This window comes from Alkalihalophilus pseudofirmus (genome assembly GCF_029094545.1).
GTDB lineage: Bacteria > Bacillota > Bacilli > Bacillales > Bacillaceae_D > Alkalihalophilus > Alkalihalophilus pseudofirmus.
Genome location: NZ_CP117835.1, coordinates 3,844,459 through 3,860,595 on the forward strand (window position 1 = coordinate 3,844,459; position 16,137 = coordinate 3,860,595).

A 16,137-nucleotide genomic window follows, 5' to 3' on the forward strand; every position below is an offset into this window, starting at 1 on the left:
AGGAGTTATTGTATGAAATTATTTAATGCTTTTATTTTATGTGTACTAACCTTTTTCGCCATTCTATATGCCAGCTTTACGATAATTGATTATGGGTCCCTGCTCGCTCAACACGTTAGTTTATTTGAACCGTTAGCTGACTTTTTTTCAAAAGCATTATTTGTACTGGGATTTTTGATGTTTCCTCTCTTATTAATACCTGTTTTTCCGCTAATCGGATTGTTTATTTTATTCCTGTGCTCTGTTGTCATAGCTGCTTATTCAAAAGACTGGTCACGGCTCGGGGGGTTATTGGTTGGGGCGTTAATTGGAATTTTCGTCTTAAAGCTTGTGGACATTGTTCTTATGATAGGGAGACATAGTTTGGAGGTTGCTTATTTCCTTCCCTACGTTTACAGTTCATATATTGGTATCATCCCCCTTTTCTTCATGATAGCCGGCTTGATCTGGTTTAAGCACATAATGAAATGGATTCACCTTGGCGGGATAACCCTAGGTGCTACGATCAGCTTCTTTGCAGGATTCTTAACGTTAATGGTATTCGGCGAGTTTCTTCAGCCAAGCGCAGTTCATGCTCTCCTTCTACTCGTTTTTGTTGCATCAGGGATGATCCTCGGAAACTGGTTAGGGCTCAAAAAAGAAGCACGCTCGAAAGAAGACCCTTCCAATTGAGGGTCTTCTTATTTGTGTTGATATTACTCCGCTCTCGCCGTCAGCTTTGCTTCATACGATTCCATCGACTGGATACTCACCCCTTGATAGTAGTGATGAACAATCTCCTCGTAGTTCTTTCCTTCTTTGGCCATACCGTCCGCTCCGTACTGACTCATGCCAACCCCATGACCCCATCCTCTTGTTTTTATGACCACTTGATCCCCTTGACGCTGCCAGTCAAAGTCTGATGAATTAAGCTCTAATTTATCACGAATTTCACGTCCGCTGAATTCTTTTCCTCCCACACTAACTGTCGCTACACGTCCTCCATCGGTACGTGCTGTAATAGAGCCGACTGTCCCATCGCCCGGAAGGCTTACTCCAAGCTTTTGCTCGACCTCAGCTTTTGTGAGTACTTTTTCTGATGTGAATTCTGGAGAGCGTTCGTCCCATGGGCTTTCTACACTTCTTAAGTATGGAATGGGATTTGGCCAGTAATCTTCGGAGTTCTCTGTAAAGCCGTTGCTTGTTGAGAAAAAGGCAGCTGTGATCGGCTCCCCTTCATATGTTAGTACTTGTCCTTGCGTTTGTAAGACAGCCTCTTTAATTCGTGCATAGTTTTGCTCAAAGTCGCCCCCCCAGCGAGACTTTAACTCCTCTTTTCCTTGATACACTTGATGCATCACCGTATCTGTAACCATTGCGTCACCAGGCAGCTCGACATCTCCCGGTTCAAGCATCTGTCTTAAAATGTACGTTCGCGCCGTTAGTGCTTGTGCTTTTAATGCTTCCATTTCAAATGTAGCAGGCATTTCAGAAGCGACGACCCCAACTACATACTCTTCTAAGGGAACTTCCTCCACTTGCTCTGTGCTGCTCCTAAACACTTGGATCGATACATCTGCTTGTGGCTCATAGGTGACTTGATTCGAGACGGCCGGCTTTTGATTCGTCGGTTCTAACGTCGTAGTCTGCGTAGATCGATCCCCGATTAGCACCATCATTGTAGGAATGATCAGTACAACTGTACACAGGATTGTTGCGATAATGAGTAACCGTTTCATATTCAAGCCTCCATTATGTCTTTGATCTCTCTATCATTTTATGTGGGAAGCCCCTCTAATAGAACAAGTTCTTCTTACTGTGATAAATGCGTACATGCCGGAATAGGATCAATTGAGGAATCTTAAGGAGGGTCGTCTATGCTGCGTAGAAGAAATCCACTTCAACCGCTTATGTTGCCAACCATCGTCATTATTGGACTCTTCTTTCTCATCGTTTTTTTCTTCATTCCGTCTGAGGCAAGACAAGTGAAAAAGGTAGTTGATGACTTTTACTCTCTTGAGCAGGAAGCCAAGTTCTCTTCTTCATGGGAGCTGTTTCACTCATCTATGCAAAGCCACTTCTCACGGGATCGCTATATAAGTGATCGGCCTCATACATTTATGAATCATTTTGGCGTAGATACGTTTGAGTTTGAAATGAGCCGTCCGAAAAAATTAAAGAATTGGAAGCTCTATGAAGACTCAGAAAAAATGGAAGCTTATGAAGTAGTCGTGACCAAAACATACCGCGGAACATATGGCCACTTTCAATTTATTCAATATGTATATGTTGCAAATGAAGAAGGAGACTGGCGGCTGCTTTGGGATTATAAAGAGAAGTAAGAAGCTTCTCTTTTTAACAGTTGTGGACAAGTTGTTGATAACTTATTTGTATAGAACCTTTATAGAAAATATGACTTATTTTTAAAAAAGAGGCATAAAGGCGGTAATATTCAGAATATAAGAATAAAAAGAGTGTATGTTGGATAGAGTGAATGGTACAGAACACTTGTGTACAATGCTGTGGATAAGTTGTGGAATAGATATGCGTCGTTTGGAGCCGTTTATGTGTGGATCTCAGGCGCGATTGCGCGGGTTGCTTGAGGAATTGCGCTGCTTGAGAGAACTTATGCGTCCATTGAAAATAATTGCGCGGATTCAGCTGGTTATTGCGTGTATTGATGTAGGAATTGCGTCGAACTAAATGTTAATTGCGCCAGTTCCACCCGCACTGCGCCTAAGCTGCACCTGAACTCTATTTCCAAAAACCGCAAAATAAAAAAGCCCTTCGAAAAGGGCTCTTGATTAAAGGTTTGTGTTTACACGTAATGGAGCGTCTTCAGTTGTCGTTTCTTCTTCAACTTGCTCTTTTACGCGTTCAACGTCAGCGCCTAGTGCTTGTAGCTTGCCAGCAAGATCTACATAGCCGCGGTCGATGTGCTTAAGTTCAGTTACACGTGTCATACCATCTGCTACAAGGCCAGCTATTACAAGAGCTGCACCAGCACGAAGATCTGTTGATGCTACTTCTGCACCTTGAAGGTTGTTAGGACCTGAGATAATCGCTGAACGTCCTTCGATTTTAATGTTAGAGTTCATGCGGCGGAATTCTTCCACATGCATGAAGCGGTTTTCAAATACAGTCTCAGTGATCACACTTGTGCCTTTTGCTTTTAAAAGAAGTGCCATCATTTGAGCCTGCATATCCGTCGGGAATCCTGGATGAGGCATTGTTTTAATGTCAATCGCCTTTAGTGTTTCAGGCCCAATGACACGTAAACCATTTTCCTCTTCTTTGATTTCAACTCCCATTTCACGCATTTTCGCGATTAATGGACGAAGATGCTCTGCTACTGCTCCTTCAACTAACACATTTCCGCCAGTAATAGCAGCCGCCACCATAAACGTACCAGCTTCAATACGATCGCCGATCACTGTGTGTTGAGCGCCGTTAAGCTCTTCTACACCTTCGATACGAATGATACCAGTACCAGCTCCGCGAACTTTTGCACCCATACCATTTAAATAATTCGCAAGACAAACGATTTCAGGCTCTTCTGCTACGTTTTCGATGATTGTTGTTCCTTCAGCAAGGACCGCAGCCATCATAATGTTTTCAGTAGCACCTACACTTGGGAAGTCAAGGTAGATTTTTGTTCCTTGAAGCTTGCCGTCAATGCGCGCTTCGATGAAACCATTTCCGATCTCAACTGTCGCACCCATTGCTTCAAACCCTTTTAAATGCTGATCAATTGGACGTGATCCGATTGCACAGCCTCCAGGAAGAGCGATACGAGCTTTACCTACGCGCGCAAGTAATGGCCCCATCACTAAGAAAGACGCTCTCATCTTGCGAACATATTCAAATGGTGCCTCTGTTTTTAATGTTTTCTCGGCATTTACAGTAAATGTGTTGTTTGCATACTCCACATCAATATTTAAATTACGTAATACTTCTCTCATTGTGTATACATCAGCAAGCTCTGGCACATCATAAAGTTTGCTTGTGCCCTTTCCAGCTAAAATCGATGCAGCAATTACGGGTAGCACAGCATTTTTAGCACCTTCTACTTTAACAGTGCCTTCTAGCTTATTGCCACCACGGACAATAATTTTTTCCAACGTATTCCCCTCCGCGTCTAGAAATTATAGTCTCTTCTATATCATCAATATTCAGTCGTAATAATAGGCGTTCCTATTGTCACGGTTGTACCGGAGCCCATTGTCTCTCCGCTTCTTAAGGCAACTTGCAGGTTCATCTTGTGACCATTTGTAACGATGGCATCTGTCCATACATCATTGTATGCAGAAACCGAGACAAACGTTTCTTCATTCAGTGATTCAATCTCTGTTGCACCGAGCTTTTCTACGAAATCTCTTGCTTGGTCTCCCAGAGAAGGTTGCACATATTCAGAATCTTCCGGTCGTACTGCTCTTACTTGAGAGTAAACAGGCGAGTCTTGCAGGGAAAATGATTCTTTTCTCTCTTCAAGTAATTCGTGTAATTCTCTCTCACCAAGCGCTTTGGTTGATGTTCCATTCAGTTCATAAGTGTGGATGATTTCATAGGATCCATGTTGTTCGTATGCATAGATACTCAGTCTTTCTTGGCTGTCTCCCAAAACGCTGGGACGAGTTGCCTCGATCGACCAATCTGTCTCAGACATGTGTACGTCGCTCACATTCCAACCTGTGAATTGGCTGTTCAAATTATGTACATACTGCTTAAACGACTCAAGATCGCTAACTTGACCTTGTCCTGCTCTCATACGCAGCTGCCACCCTTGAACATGTAATTCTTCTTGTTGTGCTAAGTCTAAAATGGATTCAATTTCACGTAAATTGTTGTTATGTGCGTGACTTGTTGTTGCCTGCATATAACTGTACCCTGCTAATAGAAATATGAAACCAAAAAATAGTATTCGTACCATGCCCATAAGACTCACTCCCCCAAATAAAGCTGATTAGTACCATTTTTACCTTGAGGAGTAAAAGCATACATGGAAGTTGTAGTCATTACTCGACAACAGCCACCTTACCACAAATACCGTAACATCGTTGAAGCATTGTAATAATCAAGAAAAAAGCTACTTACTAACTGGGCTACGGCGATGGTGACAAGAATCATCAGCGCTTTTGCCTTAGGGCTATTCGGTTCTTTGACAAATAGATCAAACTTAAAAGCTTGCAGTGCCCACCAAGTGATTGCTAAAAACATCACATTCACAAATACGTGGATCAAAGCTTGCTGGCCTATGCCTTCAAACAACGTTTTAACCCCCAGTCCCAATCCTTCTCTCGTGTTACTGTAAGTAGAAATTTGTCGATTGACTTCGAAAAATAAAAGTCAAGGACAAAGCAATCCATTTTTCATCTTAACGGATTTTAACAAAAAAATCTATAGCGAATTACCATCATTTTTATAGTTGTACGGACCTATCTTTTGTCATGTTTGTCATCTAATCCATGACTTATGACACAGCTTTATCTATACCTCCTAATCATACGATACATAGCATGGATAATATTCACATGAAATCGTGAAATAAAGTCAAATTGGTGACGGTTTGAAGAGAAGCAAAGCTAAGAAGCTAGTGTGACATCAGTAATACGCTCAAAAAATGAACTATATAAACGAAATGAACTACTTAATAAACGAAGCAACAATTTTATAAACGAAATTTCAATTTTATTAAACAACCGGAGCAAATAATTGGAAACAAAGCACTTCACCCACAAAAAAACAGGATGAGCTGAGTGCTCATCCCGCTTTCTTATTTACCAGTGACATCTAGACGGTTGATCGCTCTCTTCAGAGCAAGCTCAGCACGTTTGAAGTCTACTGCATCTTGTTTTGTAGAGTTGAGACGACTTTCTGCACGTTCTTTAGCAGCGCGCGCACGGTCGACATCAATTGCTGATGGTAATTCAGCAGCCTCAGCTAAGATCGTTACTTGATCAGGGCGAACTTCTACGAAACCGCCACTAACCGCAACTTGTTCTTCAGAGTTGCCTTTTTTCAAGCGTACTGCTCCAACTGTAAGCGGAGCAACTAACGGAATATGTTTTGGCAAGATACCTAGTTCGCCTTCAATCGTGCGAACTACTACCATATCCACATCACCATCATACACTTTGCCATCAGGAGTTACTACATTTACACGAATCGTCGACATGTGAGAAACCCTCCTCGAGTAGCATCACGGGGTTAGTTTGCATAAACAGGTGCGCAACAAGCTTAGCTGCGCCCCCGCTTTAGTTTATGCGATGCGTGAATTACGCCATTTGTTTTCCTTTTTCGATAACCTCTTCAATGCGGCCGACAAGACGGAATGCATCTTCAGGAAGATCATCATATTTACCATCAAGGATTTCTTTGAATCCTTTGATTGTCTCTTTAACTGGCACGTAAGAACCTTTCTGACCAGTGAACTGCTCAGCTACGTGGAAGTTTTGAGATAAGAAGAACTGGATACGACGCGCACGGTGTACAACAAGCTTATCTTCCTCAGAAAGCTCATCCATACCTAGGATTGCGATGATATCTTGAAGTTCTTTATACTTTTGAAGCGTTTGTTGAACTTGACGAGCAACACTGTAGTGCTCTTCTCCAACGATTTCAGGAGAAAGTGCACGAGATGTTGATGCAAGTGGATCAACGGCAGGGTAGATACCCATCTCAGATAATTTACGCTCTAAGTTTGTTGTTGCATCCAAGTGAGCGAACGTTGTCGCTGGCGCTGGATCTGTATAGTCATCGGCTGGTACATAGATCGCTTGGATTGATGTAACCGAACCAACTTTAGTCGATGTGATACGCTCTTGAAGCTGACCCATCTCTGTAGCAAGTGTCGGCTGGTAACCAACGGCTGAAGGCATACGGCCTAGTAGGGCTGATACCTCAGAACCTGCTTGTGTGAAACGGAAGATGTTATCAACGAAAAGAAGTACGTCCTGACCATCGCGGTCACGGAAGTGCTCTGCCATTGTAAGTCCAGAAAGAGCAACACGCATACGCGCACCAGGCGGCTCATTCATTTGACCGAATACCATGGCAGTCTTTTTGATAACGCCAGAGTCAGTCATCTCGTGGTAAAGGTCATTCCCTTCACGAGTACGCTCACCTACACCAGCGAATACAGAGATACCGCCGTGCTCTTGAGCGATGTTATTGATAAGTTCTTGGATAAGAACCGTTTTACCTACACCGGCACCACCAAATAGACCGATTTTACCACCTTTAATGTAAGGTGCTAGAAGATCTACTACTTTAATTCCTGTCTCAAGAATTTCAGTAGTTGTTGAAAGCTCTTCAAACTTAGGAGCTTCACGGTGGATTGGGTCACGCTTTACATCAACTGCAACCGGCTCGCCTAAGTCGATTGCTTCTCCTAGTACGTTGAATACACGACCAAGAGTCGCTTCTCCAACTGGAACGCTGATTGGAGCGCCTGTATCAAGTGCCTCTGTACCACGTACAAGGCCGTCTGTTGAACCCATTGCAACGGTACGAACTGAATCATCACCTAAGTGCAATGCAACTTCAAGTGTAACTGTAACATCAACCGCATTTTTGTCTGCACCTACTTGTACGACTTTTAATGCGTTATTGATTTCAGGTAATTGTCCGCTCTTGAACTTTACGTCAACAACCGGACCCATTACTTGAGTAATGTGACCTGTATTCATAGTATTCCGTCCCTCCTAATGGCTCCTAGCCAATTTTTTCAGGGTATTTGTAGTAGTTAAAATAATATCTATTCTAGTGCTGCTGCACCGCCGACGATCTCTGTAATTTCTTGAGTGATCGCCGCTTGACGCGCACGGTTAAACTTAAGCGTAAGCTCTTCAATTAGAGCAGATGCGTTATCAGTTGCCGCACTCATCGCTGTCATACGCGCACCGAATTCACTCGCTTTCGCATCAAGCAGTGATCCATAGATAAGGCTCTCCGCATATTGTGGAAGAAGTTTTTCTAGGATAGCTTGCTCATTTGGCTCGTACTCGTAAGAAGCACTAGCTGAAGCAGCTTTTTCATCACTACCGATATCTGTAAGCGGTAAGAGCTTCATTTCTGTTACATCTTGAGTGATTGGACTTACGAAGTGGTTGTACCAAACATACAACTCATCGAAGATCCCATCAGCAAACATTTCAACAGATGTACGCGCAATGTTTTTAATATCATTAAATTCCGGTTGATCCGGTAAGCCGATTACCTCTTGAATGATAGGCAATCCGCGTTTTTTAAATAAATCACGTCCAATACGTCCCATGATGATAATTCCGTACTCATCAGGAGAGTTGTGACGCTCTTTAATCGTGTTTAATAGAGAACGAATTAAGCTAGAGTTGTATCCGCCAGCTAACCCTTTATCAGACGTAACCACAATGTATCCTGTCTTTTTAACAGGACGCTCCTCAAGCATTGGATGCGTTATCTCAGTGCCTGATGATGCGATCGCAGCTACAACTTCACGAATCTTCTCCGTGTAAGGAGTAAAAGACTGTGCGTTGTGCTGTGCACGGTTCAGCTTTGCCGCTGATACCATTTGCATCGCTTTTGTAATTTGTTTTGTCTTTTTAGTCGAGGTAATTCGTCCCTGTATATCACGTAATGAAGCCATTCGATTCACCACCTTTTCGCAAAAACTGGTTCGTGTTTTGCTTGGCAGATAGCAAGCGGCAAACAGCAAGCATACTCTCTAGAAAAGTACGCAGCCGCCCCCCCTTGCTAATTACCAGCCACTAGCCTTACTTGCTTGCACTAAAGCCCTTCTTGAACTCTTCGATCGCTGCTTTAAAGTCTGCATCTTCAGGAAGGTTTCCAGTTGTGCGAATGTGATCTAGAAGATCTTTTTTGTTGTGATCTAAGAACGTGAAGAACTCAGACTCAAAACGTTGTACATCTTCAACTGGGATATCATCCATGAAGCCTTTTGTAAGAGCATAGATGATTGCAACTTGCTTCTCAACTGGAAGCGGATTGTGAAGGTCTTGTTTAAGAACTTCAACTGTGCGCTGACCACGGTTAAGTTTCGCTTGAGTTGCTTTATCAAGATCAGATCCAAACTGAGCAAATGCTTCTAGCTCACGGTACGCTGCAAGGTCAAGACGCAATGTACCTGAAACTTTCTTCATCGCTTTAATCTGTGCAGAACCCCCTACACGTGATACCGATAAACCGGCGTTAACGGCAGGACGGATACCTGAGTAGAATAAGTCAGATTGAAGGAAGATTTGTCCGTCTGTGATTGAGATAACGTTTGTTGGGATATAAGCTGATACGTCACCTGCTTGTGTTTCGATGAAAGGCAATGCAGTGATTGAACCGCCGCCTTTAGCATCACTAAGCTTCGCTGCACGCTCAAGTAAACGAGAGTGTAGGTAGAATACATCCCCTGGGAATGCCTCACGACCTGGAGGACGACGTAGTAATAGTGAAAGCTCACGGTAAGCAGAAGCTTGTTTTGAAAGATCATCATAGATCACAAGAACGTGCTTGCCGTTATACATGAATTCTTCACCCATAGATACGCCTGCATATGGTGCTAAGAATAGCATTGGTGCCGGATCAGATGCACTTGCTGATACAACGATTGTGTAATCTAGCGCTCCACGTTGACGAAGTGTTTCAACAACACCTGCAACAGTAGAATCCTTTTGACCGATTGCTACGTAGATACAAATCATATCTTCGTCTTTTTGGTTTAAGATCGTATCGATAGCGATTGCCGTTTTACCTGTTTGACGGTCACCGATGATTAACTCACGTTGACCACGGCCGATTGGAATCATTGTATCGATTGATTTAATACCTGTTTGAAGCGGCTCATGTACAGATTTACGATCCATAACACCTGGTGCCGGACTTTCAATTGGACGAGATTTTGTCGTTGCGATTGGACCAAGACCATCAATTGGTTGTCCTAACGGGTTCACAACGCGACCTAATAATTCTTCTCCAACAGGAACTTCCATAATACGACCAGTACGTTTCACTTCGTCACCTTCACGAATGTCTGTGTATGGTCCTAGAATGATAATCCCGATGTTGTTCTCCTCAAGGTTCTGAGCCATCCCCATTACCCCGTTTGAGAATTCAAGAAGCTCACCAGCCATGACATTCTCAAGGCCATGTGCAAGCGCGATACCATCACCAACACGGATAACCGTACCTACATCTTGAACTTGAACATCAGACTGAAAGCTTTCAATCTGCTGCTTTATAAGAGAGCTAATTTCCTCTGGTTTGATGCTCATATCATTCACCCCTATCTTCTACTAACGTGTACCGGCAATCAGCTGACGCTCTAAGCGGTCTAGCTGTGATTTAACACTGCCGTCATAAATGCGGTCTCCGATACGAATCTTGAGTCCGCCAAGAAGGTCTTTATTCACTACATTGGTTACTAGAAGCTTCGCTTTGTTCACCTTTTTAGCAAAGATCACAGCGATTTGCGCTTGCTCTTCGCTAGTAAGCGGCTTAGCTGAATACACAACAGCCTCAGCCATATCTTGTGCCTCGTAAGACATTTCTTTAAACGAATCAATCATATCCACAAGACTTTCAATACGCTTGTTTTCTACTAATAGAAGCAGTGTATGAAGGCTTGTTTCACTTAGAGAATCTTTGAAGCTGTTTTCAATGAAAGCACGCTTCTTCTCTGCTGTTACTTTCGGGTGCGAAAGAAGCTGTAAAAATTCAGGCGTTGTATTCACAACTTCCTTTACAAGCTCCATCTCCTGCACAACTTGAGATAAAATGCTTTTTTCTTCAGCAAGCTGAAAAAGGGCATATGCATAACGATTGGCTACTGCTTGGTTGCTCATAGCTCCTCGCCTACCTCTTTAAGATACTCTTGTACAAGCTTCTCTTGTTCTGCTTCATTAAGTTCTTTTTCAATCACTTTAGTAGCAATAAGAACAGATAGACCCGCAACTTGCTCACGAAGGGCAGCTACTGCTTGTTCCTTCTCGCGTTGGATCTCAGCTACTGCTGATTCCTTAATACGCTCAGCATCGTCACGTGCTGCTTTTACAATATCTTGACCTTGCTGTTCACTAAGTTTTTTCGCATTTTGAATAATTCCATTAGCTTCAGTCCGCGCACGCTCTAGCTCTGCACGCTGCTCAGCGATAAACGCCTCAGCTTCTTTACGATTTTTCTCTGCAGAATCAATTTGATCATTGATGATCTGCTCACGCTTCTCCATAATCCCCATAAGAGGCTTAAGAGCAAACTTACTTACTAAGAATAAAAGCGTTGAGAATGCGATAAGTTGATAAAGGGCTGAGCCCCAGTTAATGCTATCGAAACCCACGTGGATTCACTCCTTTCTTGGACGTGAAAAATAAGTAACCTAACGTATTTCGGCACCCTTTTATCGGGTGGATAATTCTAATCGGTTAGTCGTACATAAGGAATGGCGCAGGTTCAAACAGAACACTGTCGCCATTTTTATGCACAATGAAAAGACTGTTCGTGCGTATCTTATTATGAGAATAGTAATAAGAAAGAGATAACGATTGCGATAATCGGAACCGCCTCAGCAAGAGGAACACCGATGAACATTAGAGTTTGAAGTGTACCGCGAAGTTCTGGTTGACGAGTTACACCTTCAAGAGTTGCTTTTACGATAATTGCTACTGCGATTGATCCACCAACCGCTGCTAAACCTGCTGCAATTGCAGCGCCTAATAATGACATGATAAATTTCCTCCCTATTGTATACTTAATAGTTTTTATTTAATTGCCTTGTCCAACCTATAAACCTAGCCTGACCAAAGCGTTGTTACTAAGATTAGTGACTTTCTACTTTGTGTGCCATGTAAACCATCGCTAGCATGGCAAAAATGTACGCTTGGATCGCACCGATAAACATACCAAATGCCTGCCATACAATAAGCGGCAAGAATGCTCCAAACATTCCAAGTAAACCTGATGTTCCTAAACCTACAAGTAAAATCATTAAGATTTCCTTTGCATATACGTTACCGAATAGACGCATTCCAAGTGTTAACGTGTTGGCAAATTCCTCAATAATTTTAAATGGAAGTAAAAATGGTACCGGACGAACATAATCTTTCAAATATTCGCCAAACCCGCGGATCTTAATCCCGTAATAGTGAGTCAGTACTACGACTAACACAGCCATTGTTAAGGTTAAGACTGGATCAGATGTTGGTGATTTCCACCAAACCTCGTGCGTGTTCGGGTTATAAAGCTCAAATGGCAACCCTAGCATGTTTGCTACAAACACATAGAATAGCAAGGTGAAGGCGAGTGCAATGAATTGTCCACCGACCTTCCAGTCCATGTTCGCTTTAACGATCCCACGGACGAAATCAATTGCCCACTCTAGGAAGTTCTGCATTCCAGAAGGACGCATGGCGAGACGTCTTGAGCCAATAAAGCAGATCAAGAACACAATCACACACGTCACAGTCGTCATAAGCACTGTGGACATGTTGAAGCTCAGCCCTAGAAACTCTCGTATAGGCGCTTCATGATCCATATTAAATTCACCTCTTTCTCACAAATTGAACTAGCATATCAAGGATAATAATGACATAGATCAGGGCAAGCCCTGCAATGACTGAGATAACATCTAACTTGTCCGGATAGATAAGGGCCAGATACACCGCAGCGATTGTCAGAATAATACGAATTCCGAAGCCAAACCCTGCAAGAATAAATGGAAGAAACGACTGTTTCCTTTTGCGGTCGGCAACCATTCCGACTACTTGAGTCTTGCGGTAGGTTGTCCAAAGATTAAGAAAACTAACGGAGAGGCCTAAAGCTAAGCCAAGGAATTGCGTTTGAAGTGGGGTGATGAGAAATAATACAAGAAACAACACTAGCAAAATACTAGTTGTAATTGTATGTTGTTTCATTTTTCCTTCTAGTGAAGTCATATTACTCATCGTCTCCTAAGAACGGTTCAATCGTCTTCATTACGCCATAAAAACCTACACCCAAACCAATGAGGATAGATACTATGAGGAACACCGGTTTAGCACCAAGTCGATTCCCAAGCCATAACCCGGTAAAAACACCTGCCACCACTCCCCCTACAACATAGGATGAGATGACTGAAACAAGCGCCATCGCGCGCCATGGGTTGCGTTTCCCGTTAGACATGAACACCGCTCCCCTCAAGCTTTTCCAGAGCTTTCGAACCTTTTCACTTTTCGTATGTAAACCTTATCATCATATCCTTTGTAATCGTACAATAGCGAAAACTTTGTGTCAATGTGTTTTCCGACTAAAAAAAAAGAGATTTGTCGATATCTTCCTTTGTTCACACTTCTGTCATATTCCACATTTTTATAGGGTTTTATACATGTTTGTGAGAAATTATTGTCAAGGATTTATGTCATGGGTATATATGGGTTGCGTGCGTTATATTGGAGTTTGTGTAGGAGTGTGTCGAAGGGTGGGTGTGTTAGTGTGGTTTGTCGAATGGAGCATCTAGGCCTCGTTCAGAGCAGACGGCTTAATAAGAGCAGACGGCCGGATTGCGTCTATCCCCCCTCTTATTGCGCTGGTTGCTCTCACAATCGCGTCGCTTCCACTTTCTTATGCCTCAGTCTCAGCCTTAATTGCGCCGATTCGACCTTATTGCGTCACTTTACACATGATATGCGCAGCTCTCAGGCATTATTCTATCTACTTTGACATTAATTGCGCCGGTTCACACGACGCACCACTCCCCTACTCCCAAACCCAACAAAAAAGAGCGCATCCACGCGCTCTTTTGCACTCCCCTACTCGAGTCCTTGACTCCTCGGAGGGAGTTCTTCTCCAATTGTAACCCATGCTTCAATTGTATCTTCCTGTCCGTCGTTCACAGCATAAATCAGCGCTTTATAGACGCCGTCTTCTAAGTCAACATCTGTTAACGTACCTTCTACCATCCCTCGGCCTATATCTTCTTTGCTGTCGAGGAAGGTGACAAATTCAAAGGTGTCTGGATCATATAAAACGATGCCAAACTCTTCCGCTCCACCAGGTAAGTACAATTCATATCGATACGTATCTGCCGTATCACCTTGTCCGAAGTTAAAGGCCATCAGCCTCGGGTAATTCGGCTCCTCAATAAAGAAAACATACGGTACCGTAATCGTCTCGCGTCCGCCTTCAATGAGGATGTCCCCATGATGGATGCCTTCAGCTAAAACAGAAGGCAGCATATCGAGCTGGAGTTTGACCTCGCGCTTCTCACCTGGTTTAAGCGTCGTGGCAAACGGCACATCCCACTGTAGTCCATCCGGCGCTTCAAATGGCGGCGTGATGTGATAAGTCCGCGGCAGATTATCATGATTCTCAATCGTAAAAGTTACTTCCCGCTTCTCACGCGGATCTTCTTTTGTCCATTTCCCAAAGGTGACAGCACCCGGATAGACGAGCGTCTTTAACTCTAATGCATCATCCACCTGCAGTCTGCCTGCCCCTTGTTCATGCGGGAGATACCTCTCCCCTTCTGGTGACGTCAGCTTTTTAGCCGAGTTCATCAATGCTGCTTTAATTTGCTCAGGCGACCAGTCAGGATGCGCCTGCTTCACGAGGGCTGCAGCTCCTGCCACATGCGGGGCTGACATACTTGTTCCGTTTAATGCTAAATACCCTCTTGGAACCGTGCTGTCGATCGAGACACCAGGAGCGACTAGATCCGGCTTCACTTCCCACGTTTGCGTCACCGGTCCCCGTGAGGAAAACGGGGCAATAAAATCTTCTTCTTCCCGGTAAATCGTGCGGATCGTCAGCTCTTTGTGTGCTTCCTCTAGTTTATCGAGCAAATATTCTCCGTCCTCTTTTGTGACACTGACAACAGGCAGCTTCACACCGCCTTCTACAACGCCGACAAATGCCCCCGGCAGATTGTTGTAAATAATCATTGCCTTAGCTCCAGCTTTTTTGGCATTATGAGCCTTTTCAGTAAACGGGATCAAGCCGCGTTTTACCAAAAGAACACTTCCTTCTACCTCAAGCTCATCTAAATCCTCTTCCGTGCCGAGGCCTCCGTCAACAAGCGGAAAATCTCGCTTTAACGCCCACGGCATTGTTCCACCCATCGGAAACAGGGTCAGTTCTGCATCATCACCGAATACAGTGGCGTAAGGTGTTTTTATCGGCGGGGCTGAAGCACCTACGGATATTGCTTTTGTCGAGGTGCCGGGAGAGCCGACCGTCCACATTTTAGGTCCGCTGTTTCCGTTCGAAGTGACAGCAACGACCCCCTCCTCTACTGCTTTATCAAGCGCAACACTTGTCGGCCAGTCGGGTCCATTCACTGTATTTCCAAGTGATAAATTAAGCACGTCTACTCCGTCAGCAACTGCTTTTTCAATTGCTTCAATCACTTGTTCTGTAGTCCCCTGTCCTCCTGGTCCGAGAGCACGATACGCATAAATATCTGCTTCAGGTGCCACTCCTTTTACTTGACCATTGGCCGCAATAATTCCCGCAACATGCGTTCCGTGCAAGGTCGGCACCCCTTGAGTGCTTTGTGTCTCCATCGGATCATGATCATAATCGACGACATCATAGCCGCCTTTATAATTCGCTTGGAGATCAGGATGTCTATAATCAATGCCCGTATCAATCACAGCCACTTTCACACCTTTACCGGTTAAACGCTCCCCGTCACGGCTGAACATTCCTCTGACATGGTCGCCACCGATAAAGGGTACACTGCCGTCGAGGTTTGCTTCATATTGTGCTATTTGATCAACACGTTCTACAGATTGAACATTTTTTAATACATCAAGATCTCCCTTTTCTAGCTCGAGGGAAAATCCATTATATAAACGATTAAACGTTTTTCTCACTTTACTTGAAGGCAGGACAGCCATCACTTCCGCTACTGCATCGTCTACCGTACCTTTTACAGTCACTATAACGACTGTTTTTTCATTCTCTTCAAGATTTCTTTCAGTAATTTGCGGTCGTTCCGGAAACACTGCATTTGTAGCATATGCCGGTGAAACCACTGATAGTAACAGCACACAGCAGCATAGCCAGACTATTTGACGCAAATCAATCTCCTCCCAACTTTTTTGCGTATATGTAGTATGGGTAATTAAGAAGAAATCATGTATGAAGCAGACAAAAAAGACCTAACTACAAGAGTAGTTAGGTCGATTGTACGAGATA

General features: G+C 43.7%; 17 protein-coding genes. 2 read left to right on the top strand and 15 right to left on the bottom strand.

What is annotated here, in order from left to right:
* The first annotated feature begins 12 nt into the window (after positions 1 to 12).
* Entirely contained in the window at positions 13 to 672 is a 660-nt protein-coding gene (locus PQ478_RS20040) for a hypothetical protein (RefSeq protein ID WP_289235364.1), read from the top strand.
* A 23-nt stretch (positions 673 to 695) separates the two neighbouring features.
* Here the strand turns inward: PQ478_RS20040 and spoIID are convergent, their stop codons facing one another.
* Positions 696 to 1,718, bottom strand: a complete 1,023-nt coding sequence (gene spoIID, locus PQ478_RS20045; RefSeq protein WP_289235365.1) for a stage II sporulation protein D — start codon at positions 1,716 to 1,718, stop codon at positions 696 to 698.
* 138 nt (positions 1,719 to 1,856) lie between these two features.
* On the opposite strand from spoIID, the gene PQ478_RS20050 reads away from it, so the two are divergent.
* Positions 1,857 to 2,321: a hypothetical protein gene (locus PQ478_RS20050; protein ID WP_289235366.1), complete on the top strand. Its 465-nt coding sequence runs from the start codon at positions 1,857 to 1,859 to the stop codon at positions 2,319 to 2,321.
* Positions 2,322 to 2,783: 462 nt separating this feature from the next.
* On the opposite strand, the gene murA is transcribed toward PQ478_RS20050, so the two are convergent.
* From murA to PQ478_RS20120, 14 genes are all read right to left on the bottom strand, one after another.
* Positions 2,784 to 4,100: a UDP-N-acetylglucosamine 1-carboxyvinyltransferase gene (gene murA, locus PQ478_RS20055; protein ID WP_289235367.1), complete on the bottom strand. Its 1,317-nt coding sequence runs from the start codon at positions 4,098 to 4,100 to the stop codon at positions 2,784 to 2,786.
* 44 nt (positions 4,101 to 4,144) lie between these two features.
* Positions 4,145 to 4,915 carry a YwmB family TATA-box binding protein gene (locus PQ478_RS20060; protein WP_075681905.1) on the bottom strand — a complete coding sequence of 257 codons (771 nt, stop codon included), beginning with the start codon at positions 4,913 to 4,915 and terminating at the stop codon, positions 4,145 to 4,147.
* Positions 4,916 to 5,013: 98 nt separating this feature from the next.
* Positions 5,014 to 5,247: a DUF1146 family protein gene (locus PQ478_RS20065; RefSeq protein WP_012960699.1), complete on the bottom strand. Its 234-nt coding sequence runs from the start codon at positions 5,245 to 5,247 to the stop codon at positions 5,014 to 5,016.
* A 505-nt stretch (positions 5,248 to 5,752) separates the two neighbouring features.
* Positions 5,753 to 6,154, bottom strand: a complete 402-nt coding sequence (locus PQ478_RS20070; protein ID WP_075681903.1) for a F0F1 ATP synthase subunit epsilon — start codon at positions 6,152 to 6,154, stop codon at positions 5,753 to 5,755.
* A 100-nt stretch (positions 6,155 to 6,254) separates the two neighbouring features.
* Positions 6,255 to 7,667: a F0F1 ATP synthase subunit beta gene (atpD, locus tag PQ478_RS20075; RefSeq protein WP_289235368.1), complete on the bottom strand. Its 1,413-nt coding sequence runs from the start codon at positions 7,665 to 7,667 to the stop codon at positions 6,255 to 6,257.
* Between the two features lie 68 nt (positions 7,668 to 7,735).
* On the bottom strand, positions 7,736 to 8,605 hold the full coding sequence (locus PQ478_RS20080) for a F0F1 ATP synthase subunit gamma (protein WP_289235369.1): 870 nt from the start codon (positions 8,603 to 8,605) through the stop codon (positions 7,736 to 7,738).
* A 127-nt stretch (positions 8,606 to 8,732) separates the two neighbouring features.
* A complete protein-coding gene (gene atpA, locus PQ478_RS20085; RefSeq protein ID WP_012960703.1) occupies positions 8,733 to 10,241 on the bottom strand; it encodes a F0F1 ATP synthase subunit alpha in 1,509 nt (502 codons plus the stop codon).
* 21 nt (positions 10,242 to 10,262) lie between these two features.
* A complete protein-coding gene (locus PQ478_RS20090) occupies positions 10,263 to 10,811 on the bottom strand; it encodes a F0F1 ATP synthase subunit delta (RefSeq protein ID WP_289235370.1) in 549 nt (182 codons plus the stop codon).
* Positions 10,808 to 11,302, bottom strand: coding sequence for a F0F1 ATP synthase subunit B (gene atpF / locus PQ478_RS20095; protein WP_022629365.1), 495 nt, complete (start codon positions 11,300 to 11,302; stop codon positions 10,808 to 10,810). Before atpF ends, PQ478_RS20090 begins: the two co-directional genes overlap by 4 nt.
* A gap of 173 nt (positions 11,303 to 11,475) precedes the next feature.
* Positions 11,476 to 11,688 (bottom strand): F0F1 ATP synthase subunit C, encoded by a 213-nt coding sequence (atpE, locus tag PQ478_RS20100; protein WP_022629366.1) that lies wholly within the window; start codon positions 11,686 to 11,688, stop codon positions 11,476 to 11,478.
* Positions 11,689 to 11,782: 94 nt separating this feature from the next.
* Positions 11,783 to 12,496 carry a F0F1 ATP synthase subunit A gene (atpB, locus tag PQ478_RS20105; protein ID WP_022629367.1) on the bottom strand — a complete coding sequence of 238 codons (714 nt, stop codon included), beginning with the start codon at positions 12,494 to 12,496 and terminating at the stop codon, positions 11,783 to 11,785.
* Between the two features lie 7 nt (positions 12,497 to 12,503).
* Positions 12,504 to 12,905: an ATP synthase subunit I gene (locus PQ478_RS20110; protein WP_289235371.1), complete on the bottom strand. Its 402-nt coding sequence runs from the start codon at positions 12,903 to 12,905 to the stop codon at positions 12,504 to 12,506.
* Complete coding sequence (locus PQ478_RS20115) at positions 12,898 to 13,122, bottom strand: AtpZ/AtpI family protein (protein WP_022629369.1); 225 nt, start codon at positions 13,120 to 13,122, stop codon at positions 12,898 to 12,900. The genes PQ478_RS20110 and PQ478_RS20115 overlap by 8 nt, the downstream gene beginning before the upstream one ends.
* 626 nt (positions 13,123 to 13,748) lie before the next feature.
* Complete coding sequence (locus PQ478_RS20120) at positions 13,749 to 16,019, bottom strand: S8 family serine peptidase (RefSeq protein ID WP_289235372.1); 2,271 nt, start codon at positions 16,017 to 16,019, stop codon at positions 13,749 to 13,751.
* Between the last annotated feature and the right edge of the window lie 118 nt (positions 16,020 to 16,137).

What these genes read in the sequence shown, in the direction of transcription:
- atpA (WP_012960703.1), bottom strand. Translation starts at nt 10,241, where the DNA reads ATGAGCATCAAACCAGAGGAAATTAGCTCTCTTATAAAGCAGCAGATT.
- PQ478_RS20110 (WP_289235371.1), bottom strand. Translation starts at nt 12,905, where the DNA reads ATGAGTAATATGACTTCACTAGAAGGAAAAATGAAACAACATACAATT.
- PQ478_RS20060 (WP_075681905.1), bottom strand. Translation starts at nt 4,915, where the DNA reads ATGGGCATGGTACGAATACTATTTTTTGGTTTCATATTTCTATTAGCA.
- PQ478_RS20050 (WP_289235366.1), top strand. Translation starts at nt 1,857, where the DNA reads ATGCTGCGTAGAAGAAATCCACTTCAACCGCTTATGTTGCCAACCATC.
- PQ478_RS20080 (WP_289235369.1), bottom strand. Translation starts at nt 8,605, where the DNA reads ATGGCTTCATTACGTGATATACAGGGACGAATTACCTCGACTAAAAAG.
- atpB (WP_022629367.1), bottom strand. Translation starts at nt 12,496, where the DNA reads ATGGATCATGAAGCGCCTATACGAGAGTTTCTAGGGCTGAGCTTCAAC.
- PQ478_RS20040 (WP_289235364.1), top strand. Translation starts at nt 13, where the DNA reads ATGAAATTATTTAATGCTTTTATTTTATGTGTACTAACCTTTTTCGCC.
- PQ478_RS20070 (WP_075681903.1), bottom strand. Translation starts at nt 6,154, where the DNA reads ATGTCGACGATTCGTGTAAATGTAGTAACTCCTGATGGCAAAGTGTAT.
- PQ478_RS20115 (WP_022629369.1), bottom strand. Translation starts at nt 13,122, where the DNA reads ATGTCTAACGGGAAACGCAACCCATGGCGCGCGATGGCGCTTGTTTCA.
- PQ478_RS20090 (WP_289235370.1), bottom strand. Translation starts at nt 10,811, where the DNA reads ATGAGCAACCAAGCAGTAGCCAATCGTTATGCATATGCCCTTTTTCAG.
- atpE (WP_022629366.1), bottom strand. Translation starts at nt 11,688, where the DNA reads ATGTCATTATTAGGCGCTGCAATTGCAGCAGGTTTAGCAGCGGTTGGT.
- spoIID (WP_289235365.1), bottom strand. Translation starts at nt 1,718, where the DNA reads ATGAAACGGTTACTCATTATCGCAACAATCCTGTGTACAGTTGTACTG.
- atpD (WP_289235368.1), bottom strand. Translation starts at nt 7,667, where the DNA reads ATGAATACAGGTCACATTACTCAAGTAATGGGTCCGGTTGTTGACGTA.